Origin of the sequence: Chitinophaga sp. S165, assembly GCF_003182155.1 — a bacterium.
Taxonomy (GTDB): domain Bacteria; phylum Bacteroidota; class Bacteroidia; order Chitinophagales; family Chitinophagaceae; genus Chitinophaga.
Map to the genome: position 1 here is coordinate 1,479,737 of NZ_QGTG01000001.1, position 26,140 is coordinate 1,505,876.

Consider the following 26,140-nt stretch of genomic DNA (forward strand, 5'->3'; position numbering starts at 1 on the left):
GTTAAATAATGTTACAATAGTTATACACATAAGTAACCACTAATGTTTAAACATATGTCAGAAACTGTACAGACTTCCCTATGCAAAGAGACAATCGTTCGGAGGAACGAACGAAATTTCCTGATCAGCCGCATCGGGGAAGAGGTTGTGTTAATGGATGTTCATAACGGACAGTATATAGGTCTTAATGCCATAGGCAGCGCCATCTGGGAAAAGCTGGAGCAGCCTGTGCCTATCCACCAGGTAGTGCATGCGCTGATGGAAGAATATGCAGTCAGCATGCAATTGTGCGAACAGGAAACCCTTCTTTTTCTCGAAAAAATGATGCAGCACCAAATGCTTATCGTTGATTGATATTATGCGCCAACCTGAGGTTACTATTCTATTATTATGCTGCAGGGTATACCTGCAAACCAGTTCAGCTTCTACGCTTTGTACTTATATATCCGGTCAGCCTGTTGACTGGCAGCGGGTGTATAAATTATCAGCACGGCACCGGATAAGGCCGGTGGTCTTTCATGTATTAAACAAGTTGCATGGAGTTGTTCCTGCGGAGGCTTTGCAATTGTTCAAAGCGTACTGCAGGGAGTTCTCTGTATTTGCTTTTGACAGGAAGATGGTGACCGATGATATTATTGCCCGGTTGCAACAGCATGGGGTAACTGCGCGGTTCTATAAGGGCATGGACTTTTCCCAGATGGTATATCATGATATCGGGATGCGGGAGTTTACTGACATGGATATTATTATCCGGGAAGACCAGGTAGCAACTGTGGTATCCATAATGCAGGCGAATGGTTATGAAATGCACCTGGAACAATATTTCAGCAGTTATCCGGACCATTTTAAGGACCATACCAAAGAGGTAGTATTTGGTAAACGTTGCTCCCGGGGCAAGTGGCTGAGTTTTGAATTCCACTACCGGCCACCGGAAACACTGATGACAATGCAGTACCAGTTTGAGGAGCTGTTGGGCAGTGATTATATCTCCGGCCGGGACTATACGTATGAGGAATATTATAAGTTAATGCTGGTCAACAACGGGGCCAGCGACTTTTATCCCCATCTTCGTTCCCTGCTGGATATGGCTTTACTGTACCGTCACGGGCCGTATAATATCTCCACGGAGCTGCAGGGTTTTGAAGACCTGTGGAAGCAACTGGCCTCCAACCTGCTGGGCTTTCCGGCCGCTGCAACGGGCCCTGTACCGGAGAAGACCTATCATTTGCTGATGAAGCGATTGTTAGATGAGCCTTCGCGGAAGGAAAACAAGTTCCTGCAACTGGCGTTTATCAGGTTTACTTTCATGACCAGTCTGAAAGCAAAGTATATTGTTCTGATGCAGTATCTGCGGTTCCTGCTGAGACCTAATGGCGAAGATGTTATGACAATGAGGATGCCTTATTTCTTCCTATATTATTTTACCAAACCTTTCCGGCTGTTGAAGAAGTTAAGAAACCCTGCGTAACTGGTTACGCAGGGTTTACATCATTATTGTTTGATCACTTTTTCATTGATCACTCCCTGTTTGCTGAAGATCTGGATGATATACAAACCACTCCTCAGTTGTGTGAGATTAATAACGCCGTTCACTACCTGTGTTCTCAGTGCAGGTGAGCCGTCGAGATTCAGCACGTTCACCCTGGCGCGGTCTTCTACTCCTTCCACGTGATAGTTATTGATCACAGGATTGGGATAACCCCTGAACTTAATTTCTGCGATCTTCTCGTCCGCGGGTTTAGTTGCAGCCAGTGTACTTAATGGAGCGGCTGCGCTACCGTAAACTTCTGCAGAGAAGATAGAATATCCCCACTGGGTAGCTCTGGCCGTTCCATAGATACGAACATAGCGACCGGCGCCACTGAGGTTTGTCCAGTCGTTGACCGTCGTTGTATTAGCTGTTACGGTCTTGAGCAGGTGCCAGGTATTGAGGTCGGGCGAGATCTGTACCAGATAGTCCTTGCCGAGGGCAGTTTCCCAGGTGATCTTCACACGGTTCACGTTATAGTTGCCGCCCAGGTCAACATAGATCCATTGAGGATCGGAATAGGCACTCTCCCATCTTGAACCGGCGTTAGCATCGAAGGCGTTATTCGCATTGAACACACCTACCACGCTTGATGCCGTTCCTGTCTTATTTAAGGCGATATTAGACGATGTTTGGGTACCGCCGCCATACACCTCCATACCGAAGATAGAATAGCCGTATTGGGTCCCTCTGGCCGTTCCATACACCCGCACGTACCGTCCGGAGCCACTCAGGTTAGTCCAGTCGTTCACGGTAGCGGTATTGGCGGTTACATTCTGCAACAGCTGCCAGTTGTTGAGATCATTAGAGACCTCAATACGATAATCCCTGCCCAGGGCTGTTTCCCAGGTGATCTTCACACGGTTGATATTGTACGTATTTCCCAGGTCTACATAGATCCATTGGGGATCGGTATAGGCGCTTTCCCAGCGGGTGGTGGCGCTGGCGTCAAATGCATTGGAAGCTGCAAAACTGCCGGTAACGCTGGAGGCTGTGCCTGGCCTGTTCAATGCCAGGTTGGAGTTCACGCCATTCACGGCGATGGTCACCTCGTTAGAACTGGAAGTAGCGCCGCCGTTGTCGGTTGCTTTGGCATGTACGGTATAGTTGCCTGCTGCCACGTTAGACCACTGTACGCTATACGGTGCAGTGTTATCAGTACCGATAAGCGTCGTACCGTTATAGAAGCTGACAGACGAAATGGTGCCGCCGTCACGATCGCTGGCATTGGCTGTGAGTGTGACAGTACCCGGAGCTGAATAGGTTTCTGTACCGGTCGGGCTGGTAAGTGTAACGGCTGGCGGAGGATTGTAAGCAGTGCCATTGGAATATACCCTTACCCAGTCGATATATACATCTGCAGGGAAGATTGCCTGGTCGACGATAGGACCACCATAGGTTTGTCCGCCGCCACCAACACCGGCGCTCAAAATAGCATATAATTTATGCTCGAACGGATGCCATTCGGGGTACAGGTTGGAGAATTCCGATTTACGTACCCTTCTGCCGTTGATCAGTTGCACCTGTGCCTCATTCTCTCCATCGGTTGCAAAGGCAGCGCCATCTTCAAAATAATGGATATGATAAACGTTGCCATCTACAAAGAATTCCATTCTGTCGGCAAACCAGTCAATGCCATACTCGTGCCAGCCGTTCGCGCCAACAGCAGGATCTGTAGCGGATGACTGGGCACAGCACTGATAGTCCGGATTGCGCAGGGAGCTGCCCCACCTGGTGCTGGCGCTGCCATCAAATGCCAATCCGGCGGCAACATCGGCGCCCTGTGTGCTGGAAGCAACGGCAGGTTTGTTCAACGCCAGGTTAGTACTGGTGCTTCCGAATACCTGGAACTCAAACAATGAATAGCCCCAGTCGTTGGAACGCTGTGTACCGTACATTCTCACGAAGCGGGCATTCCTGGCGGAGAAGCTGATGACATCGAGGCCACCGTCGCCCGCAGTAGTGGAATAGGCGTCAGCCCAGTTGGTACCGTCTGTAGAGGTTTGGACCTTAAATGACCTGCCGGTATTTTCCCAGGTCAGTTCTACCCTGCTGACAGACATTACGCTGCCCAGGTCCACGCGGATAAATTCGGGATTGTCGGGCGCCTGTGTTTCTGCGAAACTGTAATAGCCGCCCTGGTGGCCGTGATTCCAATCGGCCCATTGGTTATTGTTCCATGCCCAGGCATAGTGTGTAGACCCGAGGTTAAAGGTGGGGATAGAACCGACGTATTCCATGATATCTATCTCTCCACCCTGCGGCCAGCTGAGTGTACTTTGGCCCTGGGGCAGTTCATCGGGCATCATCCAGAAAGCGAAGCCTTGTCCCATGGTGCGTACGCCTTTGGGCCATACCCTGGCAACGATCCTGTGTTGCGGGCCCCAGCTGGCTTTCCCTTTTGTAAATATTCTGCCGCTGGTATAGTTCCTGTCTATATAAAATTCTTTCCGTGTAGAAATTCTCAATACGTTCCCGTTGGCGCCGGCGATGCCTGATTCGATACCAACATTTTCAATGCGATCGGTGGCGCGGTCTAACTGACCGGTGCCCCAGTCGCCGTTTACACCGGTACCGGTTTCGTACGACCATTTTGTAAGATCGAGGGAGGAGCCATTGAATTCGTCGCTCCAGATGAGGGTCCATGTCTGGCTCTTTGCTGCAATGGATAGGGTGAGTGCAGCACAGAGTAATAGTATTTTCTGCATAAGGTTTAACTTGGGTTACTTTGAGATAATTTTTTACGTGAACTATTTGGCGCAGGCGCACAGGTGGCCCGTGAGCGGCCATAAATCGTGGAATAGTCATTATTTATTGTTTGAGTTCCCGTTGTGCGGGAGGGTTTTCTTTGCTCAGTACTATAGGGAGAAGGGTTTTCTTAAATCTAGTGAAAATAGTATAGAAATCCAAATGAGATGAGGCATGAATTCACCAGAGAATTAATATATTCGTGCACTCACATTTTCCACTACAACAATATATCCCTATTATGCAAGTTTTTAAACTTTCCCCTGAAGGAGTTGATCAGGTTATCAGCAAAAACCGTTTCCGATCAATTGCAATAATGCTTATATCTACTGTTATAGCGCTGATCATCTTTCTGAAATATACCGAGGGCAAGGACAATACACCGACCGATCTGCTACTGCCTCTCGCTTTCATGTTAGTGGTAGCGGTTTGGAGTTATATGCGCGCCATCAAAAGACAAAAAAAGCTATTGGCTACTTTCATCATCACAGTTAATGAAAACAATGTTACACGGCAGCAGATCAATACCCCTGTGGTGTCAATAGCTATCGCTGACATAAAAGAAATTTTAAGAGATAAAAAAGGGAATCTGGTTATCAAGGCTAACGAAAACAGAGACATTATTTATGTTCCAGCCCAGATAGATGATTTTCCCGAACTGGAAGCATTACTTCACCAGATAAAGCCTATAGGCGAACGAAATCCCTATCCTATAATGGAACGCTATCCGATTGCTGTGGGGCTGCTCACTGCCCCTCTTATGCTAGGTGTATACCTTTCGACCAATAAGATCATTGTTGGCGTGACAGGGACTTTACTGCTGGTATTATTGATCTGGAGTTTTTATCAGACCCAACGTACCAAACATGTTGACGATAGAACAAAGAGGCGGGGGTATTTTTTGCTCCTGGTGATGGTAGCTATAGTTGTCTTTATGATAAAAAAGCTTACTGGAATTATGCCATACTAAAAACTGTATAAGCAATCGATAACAAAGACGTTCATCACTGAGCGTCTTTTTTTTTGCACGGAGATGTAATTGTCATGTAGCTATTTGTGTTAACATCTAATTAAGACTTTTATTGAACACGTCCCTCTATCTTGCGTGCGGGACATGTTTTCACACAAAGTTCATGTCTCTTTATAACGTGAAAAACGACAACCGGACATTCCTGTCCGGTTCTTTTCCGCTTAACATTTAACACGTTTGTGACCGGGCCGGGTCTGTGCTATTTGTTCCTTTACTTTTTTTTACTATCGGATGTAGTTTATAGATCCAAATGGCGCCGATGGTGCTGATCAGATAGCAGGTCCAAACCCGGTCCATTCTGAGGTCGAAGATGTGACAGAGATTATCGAATAAATAAACGGCCAGTGTTGTCACTAAGATACCAGGCACAAGAAGTATACATTTCTTCACGACCATGGACCGCTTTAATTTATTGACCAACTTTACGATACCATAGGATAAAACAAAACTGGGGCAAGAGTAGAGTAGTCCGACAAAAAACATGTAATAGAACTCCGTTATAAGCACTTCAAAATCAGGAAAACTATACTCCGACAATAAAGCGATCCTGTATACAATAGGGCCTAGTGCAACAATTGTCAGCCAGGTCTTTAGCGAATAGGTGAATTCATTAGATTTCACCTCAGGAGTGAGGGTATGCATAGGGATGATTTATCCGTCAAATATATGTAATTGTTATTGCTCTTTGGGGAGTGGCTATTGGAGTTCTCTTATGGTTCAATATGCAATATTGGGTTGTTGCGCCTGGGTCTTTTATCGGAGTTCGCTTAGGTTTCACATAGTATTGCGGTCGGCGCCCGCTTATAACGCTACTATGGATTGGTATTAGGGCTGAGCATTGGTACTTTGGTTGGCTTCACCAACAATGCAGGGAACCGGCCGAAGGCCCGCAATTGCTATATGAAACCTTTGTTACCTCTTGAGCTCCGCTAAGTAGCTGAAGGGCTGTTTTCCCGGCTATTTATTCTTCTATAAGCTTGTTAACCGCCGGATGCAACTTGTAAAATATTATTGCGGTCATAGTACTAAACAGATAACAATATATCATGCCGTTATCTATAAACTTGAAGTACTCCTGTTGCGGGTAGTATGAGTAAAATGGTACTAGTGTCAGTACAATGCCTGCTAATACCAGTATACCCTTTTTTATTCCCAGGGAATACTTCAATCTGTTGGTTAGTTTTACCGCCAGACACAGTAAGGCAAAACAGGGTGCGGAAAAGAGCAACCCGTATAGTAACATGAAGAATAACATGAACAAAAATGCCATGACACTGACCATGCCCAGGTCGAATAGAACAAATATAACAGGGCTGAGTGATGCACTTGTTAACCAGATCTTTAACGAATAAGAAAACTCATTGGGTTTCAATTCCTCTGCAAAGAGCTTTTCTGTATCTGTAGACATAGCTGATAGGGTTGTTTTGGGTTATATTCAAATATATGTCATTCCCGTTATACTCCCTATTCCATAGTAGCTGAGATGGCGAAGCACAGAAGCTTTCGTGGTCGTGAGGTGGACCTGAAATTTTGCGGGGTAAATCCTGTGAACTTTCCTTGTCCGGGGTGACGGAGAGGGCGTTTAAACAGGTTTATGCCGGTTGAGGAGTCAGTTGTGGTTCGTTGACCAGGTTTGTATAGGGAGCAAAACAGCTAAATGGAGTAATTTCCAGGGGGATGGATATAGACAGGCAGCGGGAAGATCCTTCCAGTTAATTTTTCCAGGCTACATGATCTGTGAGAGGTACGTTATTCCTGTAGGAGCAAACGGGGTGCAGTCCGTACAACTTTTTTACGTTTCGGGACTATTTGGATAGCAGGTGTACTCCAGAAGACGGGAAGTTTATTCTTTAATTTCTTTACTTTCTTTTTCGCGGATATTACTGGCGGTATTACACTGATAAGATCCATTGCTGATGCCGACTTATTCTGAGACAGATGCAACTGGCCGTTCACTTCATAATAAGACTGTACCTGCAGCAAGATACAGGTGATCTCTTTGTTATTGGTGTTTAATGTGAACGTGACCTGGCGTTTGTCGTTACGCCTGATCAATACGGCCTCGCTGGCGATATGCGTGGTTGTCTGGGTTGCAAAATTCACCGATAAGGCAATTGCTTTTATACTCAGGTGGGTGACACCGCTGAGTGCTTTATTTCTGCTGAAGGATATTTCAGGCAGGGAAACGGTGATCTGGCCATCGCTTGTTTCAATGAACGGTGTTTCATTTAACAGTCTGTCGATAGCTGTTTGATGATTAAAACGGAAGCCTTGCAGCAGGTGCATGTTTTTACCTGTCGCCTGCCGATGGCCGGGCTTATGGACGGCATCTGCACGCACCACCTCTCCCATTGCCTTGTTCAGGCTATTGATCAGGGCACCATTGTCATAATGCTGTGTATATTCTTTCAGTGCATCACGCATTAATTTCGCGCAGTGGCTTGCGGTCCCGAAGTCAGCGGCTGCATTTTGGGTGGCTGCAGTTTGTCTGACCTCGTCAGGTGCATTGCGGACGAAATAGTGTGTTTTGCCATGTTTGTCTTTCCGGGCGTAATAGATCTTATCGCCTATTTTGCCGGATATGGGAAGGATCCCGGTTTGTTTACCCATTCGGTTATTTTTGAGGGTATAAAGGTACGGAAAAAAGAAACACTGTATTTTCTAAACAGGATTATCATCTCAAGAAAAATCATCCATTTTTTTCGCATGTATCATATTTTCATATAACTTCGGGACCGTTGCGGTATGCAGACAATATATCCATTGACTTTTTACTGTTTGTTCTCCGTAGATTATAGCATAATAATTTTCAAAACCATAGATAAATAGGTCTTAAGCTAAATCTCTTGTATTAATATACAATATCGCATTTTAAAACCATCAATATTAAAGTAAAGTGCCATTGTTCTTTATCAGTTGCATCTGCGCCGCAGGCGCGTACCAAAACAATTTAGAAATCAAGTAAATACCTACACTATGACAAATCAATTTGGGGGGTCCTGGACCGACCAAAAAATGGCCATTGTTGTTGCATACGCCAAAGCCTACCTTACCATTATGAAAGAGCAACGCTGGGCCAAAACGATCTATTTTGACGGCTTTGCGGGTTCTGGCAGCATAAAGGACAATTCATCGTTAAGGAATAATAACTGCTTATTAGATTCCAATGCAGAAATGTCCACTGCCGAAGACATTAAGAAAGGAACTGCACTGAGGATATTGGATATCTCTGAGCCGAAACCTTTTGATCTTTATTATTTCGTTGAAAAAAACGAATCATATCAACAACAGTTATTACATCAGATCGGCCGTCGTTATGTTGATAGGAAATGCCATGTTGTAAAAGGAGATTGTAATAAAAAGTTAAACGATCTCGCTGGATTTCTAAAGCAGAACAATGAATTTAGGGCTTTATGTTTTATCGATCCATATGGTATGTCAGTAAAGTGGTCATCCATAGAAGCATTGAGAGGGCTAGGAGTTGATCTATGGATTCTCGTTCCTACCGGAGTTAGCGCTAACCGGGTTTTGGTCAACGATGGAAATATTCCAGACGTTTGGCTCAATTCATTGGAAATATTCCTCGGGCTGAAAAGAGATGACATTAAACGAAAATTCTATAAGGAGGTTATCCAACATAATTTATTTGGAGACGACCTAACTTTAGTTGAAAAAGAGAGAGACACTGTAAATAAGCTGGGAAAATTATATGCCGAAAGATTACAAACTGTCTTTAATTTTGTATCGGAATCCTTCGTACTGAGAAATAGTATGAATTCGATTATGTATCATTTCATGATGGGCACAAATAATCCGGTTGCTTTAAAAATTGCTAACGACGTCATAAAACCTAAATACAAATTGTAATGGCTCAATCCAATATTGAATGGACGGAAATGACATGGAACCCTGTTACTGGCTGTACTAAGATTTCAGCTGGCTGCAAATTTTGTTATGCGGAAGTAATGGCAAAACGACTGCATGCAATGGGAGTGGAAAAATACAAAGACGAATTTAAGGTTAGGATACATCCTGATGCACTTAATATACCTTACACATGGAAAAGACAAAAGGTCGTTTTTGTTAACTCCATGAGCGACCTGTTTCATGCCCAGGTACCTCCTGATTTTATCAAAGAGGTATTCAGAGTTATGAATGAAAATCCGCAGCATATTTTCCAGGTCTTAACTAAAAGAGCAGATAGATTACTGGAGATACATCAGGAGGTGAAATGGACACACAATATATGGATGGGCGTTTCTATAGAGGATGAAAGGGTTATTGAACGTCTTGAACTACTTAAACAAACAAATGCCAGAACAAAGTTCCTCTCTTGTGAACCCTTAATAGGGCCACTTCCCGATCTGGATCTCACCAACATTGACTGGGTAATTGTCGGCGGTGAAAGTGGTTGGAAGGCAAGGCCCATGGATGCCGGCTGGGCACTTGACATAATGGATCAATGTAAACAGGCAGGGGTTGCTTTTTTCTTTAAACAATGGGGAGGAACTAATAAAAAGAAAACGGGCAGACTATTAAATGGAAAAATATATGATGAAATGCCCGAATTCCGTATTGAAGAATTATAGTTCAAAACCCGGTTTATTTCCAAAATATCCTACCTTCACGTTTGAATAGCTATTAACACCCCGTAATTAACCATTTTATTTCTCTGTTTGAATTTGCTACCATTATAATCCGCAAGGACGGATACACCTTTATCACCAAACAACTGATCTGTTACTATGTAGTAGAAGTAACTTTTATTGCCATATTCTATGTCCATGAATAATTGTCATGCGCAAAGAGAGTTATGCCCTGTATGTATCGCCAGGCAACTACAGGATTCCCCAGTATTCATTTCAAAATAGCCAATAACCAATAGTACGGCCATTATTTAGAAGAGATTACACCAAACATTTCACCTAACAACTTCATCTTATCATCTTGTCCCTATCCCGGACAACAACCTTCCCCTTATGATAAAAACTACCTGCCTTTTACTGCTGTTCCTGACAGGATTGTCAGCATGTAAAAAAGATGTTGCGCTCCTTCCCAGAGACGAAACTATTGCAGATGCACCATCTGCCGCAAAAGACATATTTGAGTTCAGATTTGAGTCAAAAAATAATGCGGCACAATTACTGAAAGATGTTGAATGCCAGATCTATACAGACCGTATTGTCGGCTTTGTTCCTTATCTGAGCTCCAGTAAAGCACTGGTTGCGACGTTTAATTCGAGCGGTGTGAAAGTGGCCGTAAATGGGACCGTACAGCAAAGCGGCATCACACTGAACGACTTTAATAAGCCGATCACCTTTACTGTGACGGCAGCTAACGGTACTACAAAAACCTACCAGGTAGAGATCTATACATTCACGGGTTTACCTATCCTTTATCTGGAAACGGAGGCACCGGTAGTCTCAAAAGATGATTATGTGAAGGGGAAGATGACGGTCGATGCCAATTCAAAATATCCGCAGCCTGTTACTACTATGCAGATGGAAATGAGGGGCCGTGGCAACAGTACCTGGACCATGCCTAAAAAGCCTTTCAGGATCAAACTGGATACTAAGGCAGAACTGTTGGGGATGCCTGCTGCAAAGAAATGGGTATTGCTGGCAAATTTTGCGGACAAGACGCTTATGAGGAATTACCTGGCGCTGGAGATCTCAAAAAGGTTTGAAGCCGTCTTTACTCCACGGGCCAGGTTTGTAGAGGTGATACTGAACGGGGAATATCTTGGTAACTATCTGCTGACCGACCAGGTGGAAGTCGGACCGACGAGGATCAATATTCCGGAGTTAAAAAAGACATCACCGGATAGTGACATCAGTGGCGGTTATTTATTGGAGGTAGATGAACGTCTGGATGAAACGGTGTGGTTCAGATCATTATTACAGGTGGCTTTCACGGTAAAATCGCCCGAGGAGATCACAGCTAAACAACTCGACTATATTAAAAATTATGTACAACAGGTGGAGAATGCATTGTATAGTCCGGACTTCGCTCATCCTACAGCGGGGTATAGTAAATACCTCAATGTAGAGACGTTTATCAACTGGTACCTGGTGAATGAACTGCTCAAAAATAATGATGCTGTTTTCTATAGTAGTGTGTTCCTGTATAAGGACCGTAATGCTAAACTGTCGATAGGCCCTGTGTGGGACTTTGATCTTGCGGTAGGTAACGTTACCTATAACGGGAACAACCTGCCGGAGGGCTGGTGGGTAAAGAATGCCGTATGGATGAACCGGCTGTTCGACGATCCTGCATTTGTACAGAAAGTGAAGGCCAGATGGAATTTGCTGAAAGGCGCACAGGTTGCCACCTTGTACGACTTCATCAATAAGACGGCGGAAGAATTAAAAAATTCACAGCGGGAAAACTTTAATAAGTGGGAATTGTTATATAACTATACGTGGCCCAATACTGTGTCGTTAGGGTCTTATGATTCTGAGGTACAGTATATGAAAGATTGGCTCTCAAAAAGAATTAAATGGATGGATACTGAAATAAATAAGTTGTAATTTCGGTTTCGAACATATCCTACGGGAATCTCTCCCTGTCTATAAGAATGCAATAAGTACCCTGCGCCGGGAATCGCAGGTCATTAATTTTCAACCTCACTCACTGCTCAGACCGTATTCAGGTCTGCAACGACTCTTTTACCCTAACATCAAAATAAAGAAAGAATGAAAAGAATACCCATGCTTTTCGTTGCCACGTTAACATTGGCATCTTTGGCAACGACTGTCCGCGGACAGGAAACCGCATCGGCGACAGCAACTGCGACCATTGTAACTCCTATCAGTATCGTGAAGGACGTTGATATGGACTTTGGTAATGTGGCCGTACAATCTACTACTGCCGGTACCGTAGTGCTTGCTCCGGGCGGTACCCGTACTGCTACCGGTGGTGTAACGCTGCCTACTACGGCGGGAACGGTTACGGCTGCATCTTTTACTGTGAGCGGTACTTCAGGGTACACGTACACTATTACGCTGCCGACCACTCCGTTAACTATTACAAGTGGAGCAAACACTATGACTGTTACTGCTTTCACCAGCGATCCTTCAGGTACGGGTACGCTCACAGGTGGATCTGAAGTAGTTAATGTAGGTGCAACGCTGAATGTTAGTGCTGCACAACCCGCAGGGGTCTACGTTTCAGCTACTCCCTTCGATGTGACTGTTAACTACAATTAGTTGCCCTTTTTTTCCCAAAGGCCCTCCCCGGTATTGTCATAGTAGCCGGGCAGGGGCTTATTGGGCCTTATTCTCAACAATATTTATGCGCCATATCCATTATCTGATAATTATTACTTTGTTATCTCCCCTCCTATCATCTGCACAAGGCAATCTTCTGATCACGCCTATGAGGGTTGTTTTCGAGGGACAGAAGAAAATACAGGAGCTTAATCTTGCCAATACCGGCCGGGATACGGCGCGGTACCTGATCTCTCTTATTGAAATACGCATGAACAGCAATGGTACTTTTGAAAAGATCAGTGAGCCCGATTCAGGACAACTGTTTGCCAGCAAGTTCCTGCGCCTCTTCCCCAGAAGTGTGACCCTTGCTCCCGGCGAGGCGCAACTGGTGAAGGTGCAACTTACCAGGACAGGGCAATTACAGGAAGGTGAATACCGCTCGCATATCTATTTCAGATCGGTGCCTGATACGAGGGTACAGGGAGAACCAGCCAGGGCAAAAGATTCGACGCGTATTTCCGTTACGCTGACACCGGTTTTCGGCATCAGTATCCCTGTGATCATCAGGACAGGTCCGCCTGCCATGCAGGTAAGCCTGACAGATATTTCTCTTAAAACACCGGAGAATATTCCCCCCCGCCTGGACCTGGTATTGCGCCGCAGCGGGAACCATTCTGCATATGGGGACCTCAGTATCGACCATGTTTCAGAAAGAGGCAAAATAACGACGGTGGGTACTGTAAAAGGCATTGCTGTATATACGCCGAACCCGCTCAGGCTATTTCATATGGAGCTTGATAAAAAACCGGGTGTCAATTATCACCACGGAAAGTTAAGGATCACATATACCGCTCCATCGAAAGGAGCTGCACCTGACCGGCTGGCACAGGCTGAGTTGCAACTGCAATGATCTGAGGCTGGTATTTATCCGGCATACGCTACCACGTATGCCGGTAGATAATATTGAAACACATGCATACCGAAAGAAAATTTATACTTGTTTGTTTCACACTCCTTCTCCTGTTATGCGGCCTGCCTGGTCCCCTGTGGGGACAGACAAGCTGGAAGGGGACTGTCAGTACGGCCTGGAGCACGGCGTCCAACTGGACGAACGGCGTTCCTACTGCTACTGTAGACGCAATAATAGGCGATGCTGCATTCACCGGTCCCTTTCAACCTACGGTGAGCGCTACGGCGAGCTGCAGGGCGCTGACGCTTTTAACAAGCGCCAAAAACCCTGTTTTGACATTATCTAGAAGCCTGACCGTAGCGGGTACGCTTACCCTTAATTCCGGCTGTACCATCTCCCACCGGGGCGTTACGCTTACTGTAAAGGGCGACTGGGTTAACAATGGTACGTATACAACAACCAGTACATCATCCAAAGTAACTTTCGGAGGCACCACCCAGTCTATTGGCGGAGCGGTAGCTACTGCCTTCAGGCGTCTGACTATCTCAGCCAGCGCTACTGTTACGCTGAATATTGCAACTTCCGTATCCGTTGCCTTTGCCGTAAACGGCACTTTCATACCTGCAGAAAACGCCAGTCCTTTCCTTGTGTCAGGAGCAGGCACTTTAGCGGTGAGCGCAACAGGCGTGTTACATGTAAAAGCATCTACATTTGCCGCTAACTATGCCGCGACCACTATTACCCTTAGTGCCGGAAGTACGGTGGACTATAGTGCTACCACCAGCAATCAGACGGTACGTAATAACCTTACTTATTCCACACTCAGGATCAGCGGGGCGCTTGTAAAAACATTAGGCGGCAATTTAAACTCGCTTGTATCAAGTACGGCGACAGCAGGCAGAATAGAAGTAACGGCAGCTACACTTGACCTGTCCACGTTTACGGCCAACAGGGGCACAACAGTAGCGGGGGGCGCAATAACCGTTGCGAATGGCGCTGTGCTGAAGATCGGGGGAACAGGAACTTTCCCTGCCAATTTCGCAACTCGCTCGCTTTCCCTGACCAGCACCGTAGAGTATAACGGACTGGCACAAACGGTTACGGGTGAAACGTATGGTAACCTGACCTTGTCCAGTTCCAGCGGGGCTGTTATAAAAACCATGCCTTCCACTGCATTTACCGTTGCAGGATTATTGACAAGTGCTGTTGGAGCCGGAACGGGCGTCACTTATACTGCGGCGTCTAACATTGTGATCAGTGGGGGCGTCAACATCGGTGCATCCACTACATTTAACGGCGGCAGTTTCACCATTGACGTGAATAGTAACTGGGTAAACAACGGTACGTTTTCCGGCGGTACCGGCACGGTCAATTTTGGCGGGCCCGGTTCATCGCTGAGTGGTACCGGTACGCACGGGTTCAATAACATGGGATTCCTCGTGACCAATATTACCGCAGCCGCAACCAGCGCTATCAGTGTGTCGGGTAATCTTGCCACTTCCGGCCCCGGTACATTCACGCACCTTACCGGTGGTACACTTACGATGACGGGTGCATCCAAGACCATTACAGGGACAAACATTATTTTTGATAACCTGACTATTTCGGGTAGTGTCAGCGCTGCGACGAGCATCACTGTAACAGGGAATCTTGCTGTCAGCGGCACCTTCAATGGTGTAGGAGGTACGACGGTGATGCAGGGAACCTCCAAGACAATTTCGGGTGCGGGTACTATCAGTTTCGGTACGCTTGTCATTTCCGGTACGGTAACAACCGCCGTATCCTTTTCTGCTATTAATACTTCGCTGGACGTTAGCGGTTCTCTTACTGCTACTGCGGGCACTGTAACCTTTACGGGCACCAGCACATTAAACGGAACAGCTAACCTGTTCAATGTAACGTTGAATGGCACTTCGTTACAACTATCAGCCAATTCCGTATTGGGCATAGCCGGTACATTTACTGTAACTGCGGGAACGCTCAATGTTACTTCCACTCCACCGAATACTGTCAATTTTAATGGTACTGGTGCACAAACCGTCAACGCACTGACATACGACAGATTATTACTATCAGGCGGTGGTACCAAGACCGCCGCTGGTGCTATCACTACTAATTATTTCACGCTTGCCAGCGGTACTACCTTTACGGCGGGTGCCTTTACGCACCAGGTTCTTGCCGATTTCGTCAACAACGGTACCTTTACCGCCGGTTCCGGTACGGTCTCCTTTACCGGCGCTAATCCATCCACCATTACCGGCGCTACTACATTCAATGTGCTCACGCTGAATAAAAGCGCTATGACGACACGTGTCGACATCAACAATGATGTGCAGGTGGCTACCATTAACATGACCAGTGGTGCAATGAATACAGGTAGTAATATCCTGACGATGACTGTGGACAGGTCAGGCCCGGGCATTATATTGGGAACAGTACGCAGGACACATGCTTTCGGTTCTGGAAACACCTACGCATTTGAAAGTCCGAATACCTCTCTGACCATTTCAGGATTGCTGCTGACCGGTTCTATCACTATTTCGACGGTGGTAGCCCCTGTCGGCGATTTTCCGCAGGGTGCTGCTATTAATCGTGTCTATACTATCTCCACTACCGGTTTGGCGGTGGCGCTTACCACTGTGCGACTGCACTATGAAGATGCGGAGCTGAATGGTAATAACGAGTCGAGCATGGGAATGTGGTACAATAGTGGTCTTGGCTGGGTTTCGTCCGGCAAAACAACCAACAGCACGACATCCAATTATGTAGAGTTAGCCGGGCAGCTTGCTGTTGTGGGGCGCTGGACCATGTCAGACAATGCCAACGTTGTGCGTTGGAACGGCTCTGTAAGCAGTGACTGGTTTACTGCTAATAACTGGACTGTTGTTCAGGGTAGTCCTTCGCGCCCACCCGGCGTCAATGATATTGTGGAGATAGGTACGGCGGCATTTACCAATCAGCCGTCGATCAATAATACGGCGTCTGTAAAAGCGATCCGTTTCGGCAGTACGCAGGCGGCCAACCTGACACTGGCCACTGGCGGAAGCCTGACAACGGCAGGGAATATCAGCGGTACCTGGTCGGCCAATGCCATACACACCATTAACGCAGGTGCGCAGACATTAACGGTGAATGGTGACCTGGCCTTAAGTGAGGGTACGGCAAGCCGTGCTATCAATCTGAATGTTGGCACGGGAACCGTTACGGTAACAGGAGCCCTGACACAATCCGGCGGAGCGAATGTCGTTTTCAGCGGGGCAGGTACATTAAATGTTGGAAGTAATTATAACTATACCAATGGCACCTTTACTGCCAGCAACAGTACTGTCAATTACAATGGCAGTACTGCACAGGCGGTAGCCGGGCTGGCATATAATCATCTGCAGATAAATAAAACAGGCGGTATTGCTACATTGGGCAGCGCAGCCACAGTAGCAGGTAACCTGAGTGTTACCGCAGGTAGTTTATCGTTAAATGCGACGACAACAGTGACAGGTAACGTCAGCATCTCTTCCGGCGCAACTTTAACGAGCGGCGTTGTTACATTGACCGCAGGCGGCAACTGGAACAACAGTGGCACATATAGCGCGGGCGGTGGCACGGTAATACTAAACGGTGCAGGCAATCAAAGTATCAGCGCGACCAGTTTTAATAATCTGACCATCAACAAATCCGGCAGTACTGCAACACTCAGTGGCAACTGCCCGATAAATGGCAATCTGACACTGACGGCAGGAACATTAAATCTTTCCACTTTCACTGCCAACAGATCATCTGCGGGTGGCACGTTAACTATTTCAGATGGCGCCACTTTACTTGTGGGCGGCGCTACATTCCCAACCGGATATTCCATTTACACTGTCAGTAACACCAGTACTGTTCACTATAATGGAAGTGTTGCGCAAACAGTGGCAGGTATACCTTACGGGCATCTTATTTTCAGCAACGGCGGCACAAAAACACTTGCGGCCACAAGTACCGTGAATGGCGACTTGACCATCAACAGCGGTGCTACTTTTAACGGCGCTACCTTCACGATCAATCTTTATGGCAACTGGAACAACAGTGGCACCTTTGCCCCTGCCAGCAGTACCATCACGCTGAATGGCGCCGGTAAAACCATTACCGGCAACACTATATTCAACCGGATGACCGTATATGGCAGTTATGTTGTGAGCGGCAGTGACATTACTTATAACGGACTGCTCACCATTGCTACCGGCGGCTCTTATAATGGCGGCGCCGGTAATGCCACTGTGAATGGGGATCTCACCAATAACGGCTCACTCACCAGCAACGGGGTGACTACATTTACCGGAACTGCCGTGCAGACTATCCGCTTCGTGAATGCACTTGTTTCTAATTCCAGCGGTGTCATTAATTTCAACGGCACTGTGCCTCCGGTACTCAATTCTACCAGTACACCTACCTACGCCACGCTTAACGTGAATAACACAGGCGGTGTTAATGCCAGCGTCGGGTGGATCGTAGTTATTGCGTTTAACATCGGTAGCGGGGCTACTTTTAACGGTGGTGTCTCTACGCACACCATATCGGGATCATTTACCAATAACGGTACTGTAACCAGCAGCGGTGTAATGAACTTCATACCCACCACTGCACAGACCATTCAATTGACTGGCACAGGATTTACCAGTACGGGTACTGTTACCTTCGGCGGCAGTGGCGCCATTGCGGTAACCGGCACTCCTACCGCATTAAATCATGTTATGATCAGTAATACTGCCGGTGTCACACCATCTTCCAACTGGAGCATGAGCGGTGATTTTGTTATCGCCAACGGGGCTTTATTCAATGCCGGAACATATAGTTATACTGTAGGTGCAGACCTTGAAAGCAATGGTACATTAAACGGCGGCACTTCTACTTTTACCATGACATCGGCCACCGGTGAATTATATGGAAGCCCAGCCACTACTTTTTATGATTTTGTTATTACCAATGATGTTACAGCATTATCAGATTATAATGTCAGCCACAATTTCACCAACAACGGCATCTATGATGGCACTATCGGCACACTGATCATGACGGGGTCCCTCCCATCTGTAATAACGGGATCGGCCAGTTCATTTGCGCTTTCGCAGGTAACGAATCAAAAGGCTTCCGGTATCACTACTACGCTTGGTAAAGCTATTACGAGCGTGGATGATATTACTATCATTTCAGGTGTGTTCGATAACGGGGGATTTGCCATAGGACCAACAGCAGGAACAGCTTCGCTGGCCATTGAGGATAATGCCAGGCTGGTGCTCAAAGGAACAGAGACATTGCCGGCATTTACTACTTATGCGTTGGATACGTTCAGCACTGTTGAATATGCCGGAGGCGTGCAAGCCATATCATCAGCTACGCCATATGGCAACCTTGTAATATCAGCCGCGGGCAATAAAACAGCTTCCGCCGTACTAAGTATACTGAATAACTTCACGCTGTCTAACGGTACTTTTATACAAGGCAGCTTTACGGATACAGTTGGCGGTAACTGGACCATGACAAGCGGCACGTATACCAATACAGGCTCCACTGTTTATTTCAATGGTCTGGGTACTCAAACCATCTCCTCGACCGGCGCCTTTAATAACCTGACAGTGAATAAGACCGCTGGCATTGTTTCACTTGGCTCTAATATTACGGTGAATGGCGTATTGAATTTCATATTGAATAAGATCAGCACCGGCGCTACGTTTGCCGTGATACAACCTTCTGCGGGAACTGTTACAGGTGCTTCACAAAGTACAGGCTGGGTGATCGGCAGACTGCAGAAAGCCTTGCCTACCGGCAATGTTACGAGGACCTTTGAAATAGGCGATAACCTGTATTACACCCCTGCTACTGTTACGATGCCCAGTGTGACCACAGCGGGTACCCTGCTGGCAACCGTAACAGCGACAGAACATCCGAACATCGGTACGTCGGCTATTAACGCTACAAGAAACGTAAACCGATACTGGTCATTCACCAATACCGGTACAGTATTCACTACCGCTTCCGCAACACTTAACTGGAATGCGGCGGATGTTGATGCAGGAGCCAATACAACCAATTTCAGGGTAGCTGCTTATAATGGCAGCAGCTGGACGACACAAACCGTTGCCAGTCCGCTGACCACTTCAATTCAGGCAACGGGCCTGACCAATATGAGCGTTGCTTTAGCGGTGGGAGAACTGGTGGCTAACAATACCTGGACGGGCGCTGTGAATACGAACTGGTATGTAACAGGTAACTGGTCGAATACTGCTGTGCCGACCAACACTACCAATGCGATCATCCCGACAGGTCTTACCAATTATCCGCTTATTAATACGAGTGTTGCAACCACCGCCAATATCACTATACAGACAGGGGCATCTGTTACCGTAAGCGCCGCTACTTTACAGATCTATGGTGTTATTTCCAACAGCGGCACCTTTACCGCTACAAATGGTACAATAGAAATGGCAGGCAGCACTGCGCAGACAATACCTGCCGGTACATTTGCCGGTAACACGCTGTTGAACCTGACCACGAATAATGCCGCAGGCGTAACACTGGCAGGTACCTTAAACGTCTCGGGCGTACTCAGGGCAACAACAGGGACATTCGCAACAGGCAATAATCTGACCCTGCTGTCTACCGCTACACGCACGGCCCTCATCGATGGCAGCGGCAGTGGCAGTGTGACAGGGAATGTGACCGTTCAGCGCTATCGTCCTACGGGCTTTGGTTATACTTATTTCAGTTCTCCTTTTCAGTCGGCAACGGTCAATGAGTTTTCTGATGATATTAATCTGAGCGCCACCTTCCCTACTTTCTACCGGTATGTAGAGAACCGTGCGTCTTCCGGATGGACGGCCTATACGGCTACATCGGGAGCGCTTACGCCGATGGTGGGATATGCGGGGAACCTGGGTACCTCCACATCGCCGGTAACCATCGATATGACTGGTGTGGTAAATAACGGAACAATTGTATCTCCTGCCCTGAGTAATAACAACCAGCCATACACGCTTGGCTTCAATCTGCTGGGCAATCCATATCCATCTCCGGTAGACTGGGACGCTACCAGCGGATGGATCCGTAACAACGTCGACATCGCTATTTACTACTTCAATGCAGGTACCACCGATCAGTACACCGGTACTTACAGTTCCTACATTAACGGCGTATCCAGCGATGGCATTGCCAATAACATCATTCCTGCCATGCAGGGTTTCTTTGTGCATGTTAACAATGGCAGCTTCCCTGTATCGGGCTCGCTGACAGTCAATAATACGGCGAGGGTCAATAACCTGGCGCCTAACTTCCACAGGGAAAGACCGCTGACAGAGCCCTTACTGCGCCTGAGCGCCGGCTTCACGGATGATGGTCAGCCGTCAGACCCATTAGTAGTGTATTTCGGTAATTATGCCAGCCGTGATTTTGAGCAGGAAACAGATGCGCTGAAGCTTATGAATACAGATCCCGATGTGCCGAGCCTGTATTCGCTGGCCGGCAATCAGCGGTTGTCCATAGCAGCGTGGCCGGACCAGATAGACAGTACGGAAACAATTCCGTTAGGGCTGACGACAGAGCGTGAAGGATATGTAAACTTCACCATGCCGGTGATGGAACGGATGCCTGCGGGATGGCATTTCTATCTCTACGACAAGGATGCTGACATCACGCATGATCTGCATAAGACGACACCTTACCGCTTGTTGTTGAAGAAAGGGACCTATGAGAACAGGTTCTTCCTGGTATTTAAACCTGGAGGTGATGTTGCTCCAGGTAATACAGCGGTTTATCATGCATTCAGTGCCGGTAATAACCTGTACGGGCAATTTGATAAAGTTCCGGGTGAGAAATGTACCATCACCGTCAGCAATGTAGCAGGACAGGTCCTCCTCCGGAAAGATTTTACGGGTAACGGGCGTTACCTGCTGGGATCACAATACAGTGGCGGGATATATATCGTTACGTTCAGCGCGAACAAGCAACAGGTATCGAAGAAAGTGTTCATCAGTAATCAATGATCCATTACATGCGACAGGGTTTAAGTAAATATCATCTCTTTTGTGCGGGCCTTCTGGCCCTGCTGCTGCTGCATGTAACACAATCAGTGAAGGCGCAGGAGCCGCCGCCACGTCCGATATCAGTATATGTGAACCCGGCGCAGGGGCTCATATTCGGGGCCTTCTTCCAGGGGCCTACGGGTGGTACTGTGATCATTTTCCCTGATGGGTCACGCTCCGTAACAGGCAGCATTGTACAGGCTAATCTGGGCTTTCCTTTTTCCCCTGCTATTTTCGAGGTAGATGCTAATCCCGGTACACTTATCCAGATCCTGAACGGGCCTGATGTTGTGCTGACCGGCAGCAACGGTGGTACGTTATCGTTACATATAGGGCCATCCAGTACAGGATCGCCGTTCATAGCCACCGCCACGTCTCCTGCAAGAACATTGGTACGCATAGGAGGCACATTGACAGTAGGGTCTCCGCCGGCGAATCCTGCAGGGAATTACAGTGGATTATTCTCCGTCACATTCATACAGGAATAACAATTAATGACAGGCTGCATTATACATATCGCTTCAATTTCCCGCTACTGCCGCAAGGCGGTATGGATGCTGCTACTGATATGTTGTACCAGTTCTGTATTTGCGAAGGAGGGGGACAATGACGAAGACCCGAAATTTGACGAGACGTCTATCATGGTCATCTTACAAGGCCTGGGCGGCACGGAGATCCCTGCAGTAGTGAAGGATGAAACGGCTTATCTGTCTATTACGGATGTATTTAATTTCCTGAAGATCCGGAATCAGTTATCGGAGAATATGGATTCTGTCACCGGTTTCTTCATCAACCAGGAGGCCGTTTTCCTGATAGATAAAAAGCATAACCGGATCCGCTTCCGTGATAAAGTATTTAACCTGGGGCCTGAAGACCTTGTTAAAATGGAAACAGGGTTATACCTGCGGACAGATTATTTCAATAAAGTATTTGATCTCAATTGTCAGTTCAACTTCCGGAGTCTCTCGGTCAATCTTGTATCTAAAGCTGAATTACCTGCTATCAGGGAAATACGGCAACAGGTGATGTACCGCAACCTGAATAAACTGAAAGGGAATATAGAAGCGGATACCGTTATCGGCAGAAGCAGGAAGCTGTTTAAATTCGGTATGGCCAACTGGTCGGTGGTATCAACACAGCGCCTGCGGAATGTCAATGACACCTGGTTCAACCTGACCATGGGAGGAACGCTTGCCGGAGGGGAAGCAACTGTATCTCTGAACTATAATAACTTCGCAAGGCAACAACTATTACCAACGCATCCGGATAGTAATATTGTTCGTCCGTTTGACCAGCGACAACAATATTACCGTTTACGGTTTGTAAATAATGACAGGCCCTGGTTACGACAGATCATCGCAGGAAAGATCTTTACACCGACCATCGCTACTTTGTTTGCTCCTGTTGTTGGCGTGCAGGTCACGAATACACCTACCATCCACCGTCGTGCTTATGGCACATACACGCTGAGTAATTTCACCGACCCGGGATGGACGGTGGAACTCTATATCAACAATGCGCTGGTGGATTATACGGTGGCAGATGCTGCCGGTTTCTATACTTTCCAGGTGCCATTAGTATATGGCAATTCCCAGCTCAGACTCCGGTTCTATGGCCCGTGGGGAGAGGAACGTTTTCAGGAAGAGAACATCAGCATCCCTTTCAACTTCGTGCCTTCCGGTGAACTGGAATATACGGCCAGTGCAGGCGTAGCGGAAGATACCATGCATAGCAAACTGGGAAGGGTGCAGGCCAATTATGGTGTTACCAATACCATCACTGTTGGAGCAGGTGTAGAATACCTGTCTTCTATCCGCGGCGCGAATACCTTACCATTTGTTACTACTTCCATGCGCATTGTATCTAATTTGTTATTCTCCGGAGAGTATACGCATGGCGTAAGGGCGAGAGGTATTTTAAGTTACCGCTCGCAGAACAATTTGCAGGCTGAGTTAAATTATACGCGATACAGGAGAGATCAGAAGGCTATTATTTACAACTGGCTGGAGGAACGCAAGGCTGTTATATCAAAGCCCTTCAATGCGAAGAATTTCTCTCTCTTTACCAGGCTTACCGTAGACCAGATCATATTGCCCCGTTCCTATTATACCACTACTGAATGGCTGATGTCGGGCGCACTGTATAACATAGGCACCAGTTTATCTACTTATGCGATCTTCATAAAGGATGAAGATCCTTTTGTTTATAGTAACCTCGCACTGACCTTTCGAATACCTGGCAGGATTATGCTGACGCCACAGGCGCAATATGAATACAACAGCCATCGCTTTATGGCAGTGCGTTGTGAGGCCGGCAAGTATCTATTCAGGAATGGTTATCTGAACGTTTCTTATGAAAAGAATTACCGGAATGGCATTACGAATTATGGGATCGGTCTGCGATATGATTTCTCATTTGCGCAGATAGGGTTCTCTGTATGGCGGAACAACAATCTTACTACGTTTGTAGAATCAGCCCGCGGCAGCTTTATTTACGACGGAGAAGCCGGATATGCGGGTACCAATAACCGCAGCAGCGTAGGTTCGGGAGGTGTAGTGTTTGTACCGTTCCTGGACATCAACAATAATGAAAAATTCGATAAAGGCGAACCCAGGGTGGCAGGTTTGCAGTTAAAGTATAACGGCGGACGGAGGATCAGCAATCTGCGTGATACCAGCATTGCTATCCTTGACATGGAGCCATATGCAAACTACCTGTTTGAACTGGAAACCGGCGGCTTTGAAAGTGTTTCCTGGCAGATCAGGAAACCGGCTGTACGCGTGGCTATTGAGCCCAATCAGCTGAGAAGGATCGATGTACCGGTTTCTGTGCTGGGCGAAGTATCGGGCATGGTATATCTGAAAGAAGATTCCCTGTTGAAGGAACAAGGCGGTATCAAAATATGTATCTATAAGTCGGATAGTACGCTGGTGAAATGTATCGTAACAGAATCTGACGGCTATTTTAATTACATGGGATTAGGACCGGGCGACTATGTCATACAACCCGATCCTGCCCAGCTGAAGAAGTTAAAACTAAGGACTAAACAGCCTGCATATGATCTTCACATCAGTTCACAGCGGGAAGGTGATGTGATCGATGATATCCAGTTTATACTTGAGAAGAAGTGATAATTATTTATTGGCCAGCAGGATGGATACTTCTGTTTGCCAGTCCTTCGGATCGGGCACTTCTCTCGGATCGGTGATATAGTGTTCCGTACGTGCGCCGTATTCCTCACCGTCTATCTCCTGCCGTCCTTCTTCCAGTTCATTCTCTTTCATCCAGGATTCGAGTCCCATATGCACATTTTTGAGGCCCTGGTAATCGCCCGTATATATTACAGTCAGATATTCGGCAGCAGGAAAAGATGCTGATATGATCTTTTCATCTCCTTCAACCTGTGTTTCCGTCGGCACGCCCACATCCACGAGCAGCTCTTCCACACTATCAAATGCCAGGTACCGGAAGAAACAGGGGCCTGTCTGGGTAATGTTATTCTTTTCCACCCATTGGATCACTTCGGGAATAAGCTGGGGCAATTCAAAGGGAATATCAGACATCTTCACTTTTTTACGGATAGCCAGGTAATGTTGTTCATTACGAAACTCAACGTGGGGATTCTTCAACATATGATCTAGTATTTGATAATAGTAAATGTACGGATGCTGTTAAACACCCCGACGGTGCAAACAGGACATTTATGAGGGATAACTATGACAATCCGGAAGATTTAGTCCATATGGAAGACCTGGACCAGCGGGGTTGTTACGGGGGAGTGATCTTCGTTCGTTTCCATGATATCGGCCATATAGGCCCACCAGCGTTGCACAACCGGCAAGGTCCCCAGGTCCTGGGAGGATTGCTCACCTGCCTGCTGCTGCACGCCGAACAGCGTATTTGTTCCTTCGTCGAGGAAGATGGTATAATCGCTTACACCACTTTCCTTCAACAACTGTTTCAATTCCGGCCAGATCTCATCATGCCGCTTCTTATATTCCTCTTTAAAGCCCGGTTTCAGGCGCATTTTAAACGCGACCTTCATATGTTAAGGTTTGGGAGTGTAAAGAAAAACTGTCAGGCTTTTAGCCCCGTGAGCGCCTAATACCAGCGACTGTTCAATATCAGCTGTTTTGGATGGTCCGGCAATAAATACGCCGAACCCTGATTCAGGACGGACAATACGCTCTTCATAGGCGTCGTGCATCGTAGCGAGGATGTCTTTCGCAGCAACAACAACTGCCAGGTGTTGCGTAATGAATGGCAGCACTCTGACCTTTACTTCGTTCTCCGTGATCCATATGGCGCCGTTCTCGGCCACACCGAACTGTCCGGGGATAATAGCCAGGTCTACATCTTCCAGCTGGCGGCCATCGCCGGTTTCCCATTGTGTAGCAGCACCAGGGAGGTAGCTGTCCTGAATGGCAACCACTTTGTTAAGGTCGGTATAGTGTTCCGCAATGAGCGGTTGTATCTCTGTATATGAACCGATCTCGAAGACCTGTCCGCCGAGGGTTTCCACTACTTTTTTGAATGCAGCGGGATCGCCGGTGTTAGGACGGCGGAAGGTGTGCAGGTCAGGCAAAGCCTGATGATCTGGCTGATTGTTCTTTATAGCGGCGAGGATTGATTCGCGGGACATGTTATGTGGTTGTTTGT

18 protein-coding genes are annotated in these 26,140 nt (G+C 47.0%); 11 read left to right on the top strand and 7 right to left on the bottom strand.

Going from position 1 to position 26,140, the window contains the following annotated elements:
- Nucleotides 1-54: 54 nt before the first annotated feature.
- Both C7475_RS05410 and C7475_RS05415 read left to right on the top strand, forming a co-directional pair.
- On the top strand, nucleotides 55-354 hold the full coding sequence (locus tag C7475_RS05410) for a PqqD family peptide modification chaperone (protein WP_110052824.1): 300 nt from the start codon (nucleotides 55-57) through the stop codon (nucleotides 352-354).
- A gap of 4 nt (nucleotides 355-358) precedes the next feature.
- Nucleotides 359-1,468, top strand: a complete 1,110-nt coding sequence (locus C7475_RS05415; protein ID WP_110051932.1) for a nucleotidyltransferase family protein — start codon at nucleotides 359-361, stop codon at nucleotides 1,466-1,468.
- A gap of 23 nt (nucleotides 1,469-1,491) precedes the next feature.
- On the opposite strand, the gene C7475_RS05420 is transcribed toward C7475_RS05415, so the two are convergent.
- Nucleotides 1,492-4,236: a discoidin domain-containing protein gene (locus C7475_RS05420; RefSeq protein ID WP_110051944.1), complete on the bottom strand. Its 2,745-nt coding sequence runs from the start codon at nucleotides 4,234-4,236 to the stop codon at nucleotides 1,492-1,494.
- Between the two features lie 281 nt (nucleotides 4,237-4,517).
- Here C7475_RS05420 and C7475_RS05425 point away from each other — a divergent pair, with 281 nt between their 5' ends.
- On the top strand, nucleotides 4,518-5,246 hold the full coding sequence (locus C7475_RS05425; protein WP_110051946.1) for a hypothetical protein: 729 nt from the start codon (nucleotides 4,518-4,520) through the stop codon (nucleotides 5,244-5,246).
- 228 nt (nucleotides 5,247-5,474) lie between these two features.
- On the opposite strand, the gene C7475_RS05430 is transcribed toward C7475_RS05425, so the two are convergent.
- From C7475_RS05430 to C7475_RS05440, 3 genes are all read right to left on the bottom strand, one after another.
- The gene (locus tag C7475_RS05430) at nucleotides 5,475-5,948 is read right to left on the bottom strand and encodes a hypothetical protein (RefSeq protein ID WP_110051948.1); all 474 of its coding nucleotides are present in this window, start codon (nucleotides 5,946-5,948) and stop codon (nucleotides 5,475-5,477) included.
- 319 nt (nucleotides 5,949-6,267) lie between these two features.
- Nucleotides 6,268-6,714 (bottom strand): hypothetical protein, encoded by a 447-nt coding sequence (locus tag C7475_RS05435; protein ID WP_110051951.1) that lies wholly within the window; start codon nucleotides 6,712-6,714, stop codon nucleotides 6,268-6,270.
- 341 nt (nucleotides 6,715-7,055) lie between these two features.
- Nucleotides 7,056-7,916 carry a hypothetical protein gene (locus C7475_RS05440; RefSeq protein ID WP_110051953.1) on the bottom strand — a complete coding sequence of 287 codons (861 nt, stop codon included), beginning with the start codon at nucleotides 7,914-7,916 and terminating at the stop codon, nucleotides 7,056-7,058.
- Between the two features lie 366 nt (nucleotides 7,917-8,282).
- Between C7475_RS05440 and tcmP the strand changes: the two genes are divergently transcribed.
- From tcmP to C7475_RS05480, 8 genes are all read left to right on the top strand, one after another.
- The gene (gene tcmP / locus C7475_RS05445; RefSeq protein ID WP_110051955.1) at nucleotides 8,283-9,173 is read left to right on the top strand and encodes a three-Cys-motif partner protein TcmP; all 891 of its coding nucleotides are present in this window, start codon (nucleotides 8,283-8,285) and stop codon (nucleotides 9,171-9,173) included.
- Nucleotides 9,173-9,895 (top strand): DUF5131 family protein, encoded by a 723-nt coding sequence (locus C7475_RS05450; protein WP_110051957.1) that lies wholly within the window; start codon nucleotides 9,173-9,175, stop codon nucleotides 9,893-9,895. Before tcmP ends, C7475_RS05450 begins: the two co-directional genes overlap by 1 nt.
- 390 nt (nucleotides 9,896-10,285) lie before the next feature.
- Complete coding sequence (locus C7475_RS05455) at nucleotides 10,286-11,836, top strand: CotH kinase family protein (RefSeq protein ID WP_110051960.1); 1,551 nt, start codon at nucleotides 10,286-10,288, stop codon at nucleotides 11,834-11,836.
- A 165-nt stretch (nucleotides 11,837-12,001) separates the two neighbouring features.
- Nucleotides 12,002-12,514 (top strand): DUF4402 domain-containing protein, encoded by a 513-nt coding sequence (locus tag C7475_RS05460; protein ID WP_110051962.1) that lies wholly within the window; start codon nucleotides 12,002-12,004, stop codon nucleotides 12,512-12,514.
- A gap of 169 nt (nucleotides 12,515-12,683) precedes the next feature.
- Nucleotides 12,684-13,427, top strand: coding sequence for a molecular chaperone (locus tag C7475_RS05465; protein WP_110051965.1), 744 nt, complete (start codon nucleotides 12,684-12,686; stop codon nucleotides 13,425-13,427).
- A 62-nt stretch (nucleotides 13,428-13,489) separates the two neighbouring features.
- Nucleotides 13,490-21,442 carry a hypothetical protein gene (locus tag C7475_RS05470; RefSeq protein WP_110051966.1) on the top strand — a complete coding sequence of 2,651 codons (7,953 nt, stop codon included), beginning with the start codon at nucleotides 13,490-13,492 and terminating at the stop codon, nucleotides 21,440-21,442.
- A gap of 8 nt (nucleotides 21,443-21,450) precedes the next feature.
- Nucleotides 21,451-21,969: a DUF4402 domain-containing protein gene (locus C7475_RS05475; protein WP_158286427.1), complete on the top strand. Its 519-nt coding sequence runs from the start codon at nucleotides 21,451-21,453 to the stop codon at nucleotides 21,967-21,969.
- Between the two features lie 6 nt (nucleotides 21,970-21,975).
- The gene (locus C7475_RS05480; RefSeq protein ID WP_110051970.1) at nucleotides 21,976-24,612 is read left to right on the top strand and encodes a hypothetical protein; all 2,637 of its coding nucleotides are present in this window, start codon (nucleotides 21,976-21,978) and stop codon (nucleotides 24,610-24,612) included.
- A gap of 3 nt (nucleotides 24,613-24,615) precedes the next feature.
- Here the strand turns inward: C7475_RS05480 and C7475_RS05485 are convergent, their stop codons facing one another.
- From C7475_RS05485 to C7475_RS05495, 3 genes are all read right to left on the bottom strand, one after another.
- Nucleotides 24,616-25,113, bottom strand: a complete 498-nt coding sequence (locus C7475_RS05485; protein WP_110051972.1) for a GyrI-like domain-containing protein — start codon at nucleotides 25,111-25,113, stop codon at nucleotides 24,616-24,618.
- A 101-nt stretch (nucleotides 25,114-25,214) separates the two neighbouring features.
- Nucleotides 25,215-25,526 carry an L-rhamnose mutarotase gene (rhaM, locus tag C7475_RS05490; protein WP_110051975.1) on the bottom strand — a complete coding sequence of 104 codons (312 nt, stop codon included), beginning with the start codon at nucleotides 25,524-25,526 and terminating at the stop codon, nucleotides 25,215-25,217.
- 3 nt (nucleotides 25,527-25,529) lie between these two features.
- Nucleotides 25,530-26,123, bottom strand: coding sequence for an LUD domain-containing protein (locus C7475_RS05495; RefSeq protein ID WP_110051977.1), 594 nt, complete (start codon nucleotides 26,121-26,123; stop codon nucleotides 25,530-25,532).
- Nucleotides 26,124-26,140: the final 17 nt, after the last annotated feature.

Bases quoted from the DNA above. Each gene is read 5' to 3' on its own strand.
- C7475_RS05415 (WP_110051932.1), top strand. From the start codon at position 359: ATGCGCCAACCTGAGGTTACTATTCTATTATTATGCTGCAGGGTATAC.
- C7475_RS05475 (WP_158286427.1), top strand. From the start codon at position 21,451: ATGCGACAGGGTTTAAGTAAATATCATCTCTTTTGTGCGGGCCTTCTG.
- C7475_RS05465 (WP_110051965.1), top strand. From the start codon at position 12,684: ATGAGGGTTGTTTTCGAGGGACAGAAGAAAATACAGGAGCTTAATCTT.
- C7475_RS05480 (WP_110051970.1), top strand. From the start codon at position 21,976: ATGACAGGCTGCATTATACATATCGCTTCAATTTCCCGCTACTGCCGC.
- C7475_RS05460 (WP_110051962.1), top strand. From the start codon at position 12,002: ATGAAAAGAATACCCATGCTTTTCGTTGCCACGTTAACATTGGCATCT.
- C7475_RS05410 (WP_110052824.1), top strand. From the start codon at position 55: ATGTCAGAAACTGTACAGACTTCCCTATGCAAAGAGACAATCGTTCGG.
- tcmP (WP_110051955.1), top strand. From the start codon at position 8,283: ATGACAAATCAATTTGGGGGGTCCTGGACCGACCAAAAAATGGCCATT.
- C7475_RS05455 (WP_110051960.1), top strand. From the start codon at position 10,286: ATGATAAAAACTACCTGCCTTTTACTGCTGTTCCTGACAGGATTGTCA.
- C7475_RS05450 (WP_110051957.1), top strand. From the start codon at position 9,173: ATGGCTCAATCCAATATTGAATGGACGGAAATGACATGGAACCCTGTT.
- C7475_RS05425 (WP_110051946.1), top strand. From the start codon at position 4,518: ATGCAAGTTTTTAAACTTTCCCCTGAAGGAGTTGATCAGGTTATCAGC.
- C7475_RS05430 (WP_110051948.1), bottom strand. From the start codon at position 5,948: ATGCATACCCTCACTCCTGAGGTGAAATCTAATGAATTCACCTATTCG.
- C7475_RS05470 (WP_110051966.1), top strand. From the start codon at position 13,490: ATGCATACCGAAAGAAAATTTATACTTGTTTGTTTCACACTCCTTCTC.
- C7475_RS05485 (WP_110051972.1), bottom strand. From the start codon at position 25,113: ATGTTGAAGAATCCCCACGTTGAGTTTCGTAATGAACAACATTACCTG.
- C7475_RS05435 (WP_110051951.1), bottom strand. From the start codon at position 6,714: ATGTCTACAGATACAGAAAAGCTCTTTGCAGAGGAATTGAAACCCAAT.
- C7475_RS05495 (WP_110051977.1), bottom strand. From the start codon at position 26,123: ATGTCCCGCGAATCAATCCTCGCCGCTATAAAGAACAATCAGCCAGAT.
- rhaM (WP_110051975.1), bottom strand. From the start codon at position 25,526: ATGAAGGTCGCGTTTAAAATGCGCCTGAAACCGGGCTTTAAAGAGGAA.
- C7475_RS05420 (WP_110051944.1), bottom strand. From the start codon at position 4,236: ATGCAGAAAATACTATTACTCTGTGCTGCACTCACCCTATCCATTGCA.
- C7475_RS05440 (WP_110051953.1), bottom strand. From the start codon at position 7,916: ATGGGTAAACAAACCGGGATCCTTCCCATATCCGGCAAAATAGGCGAT.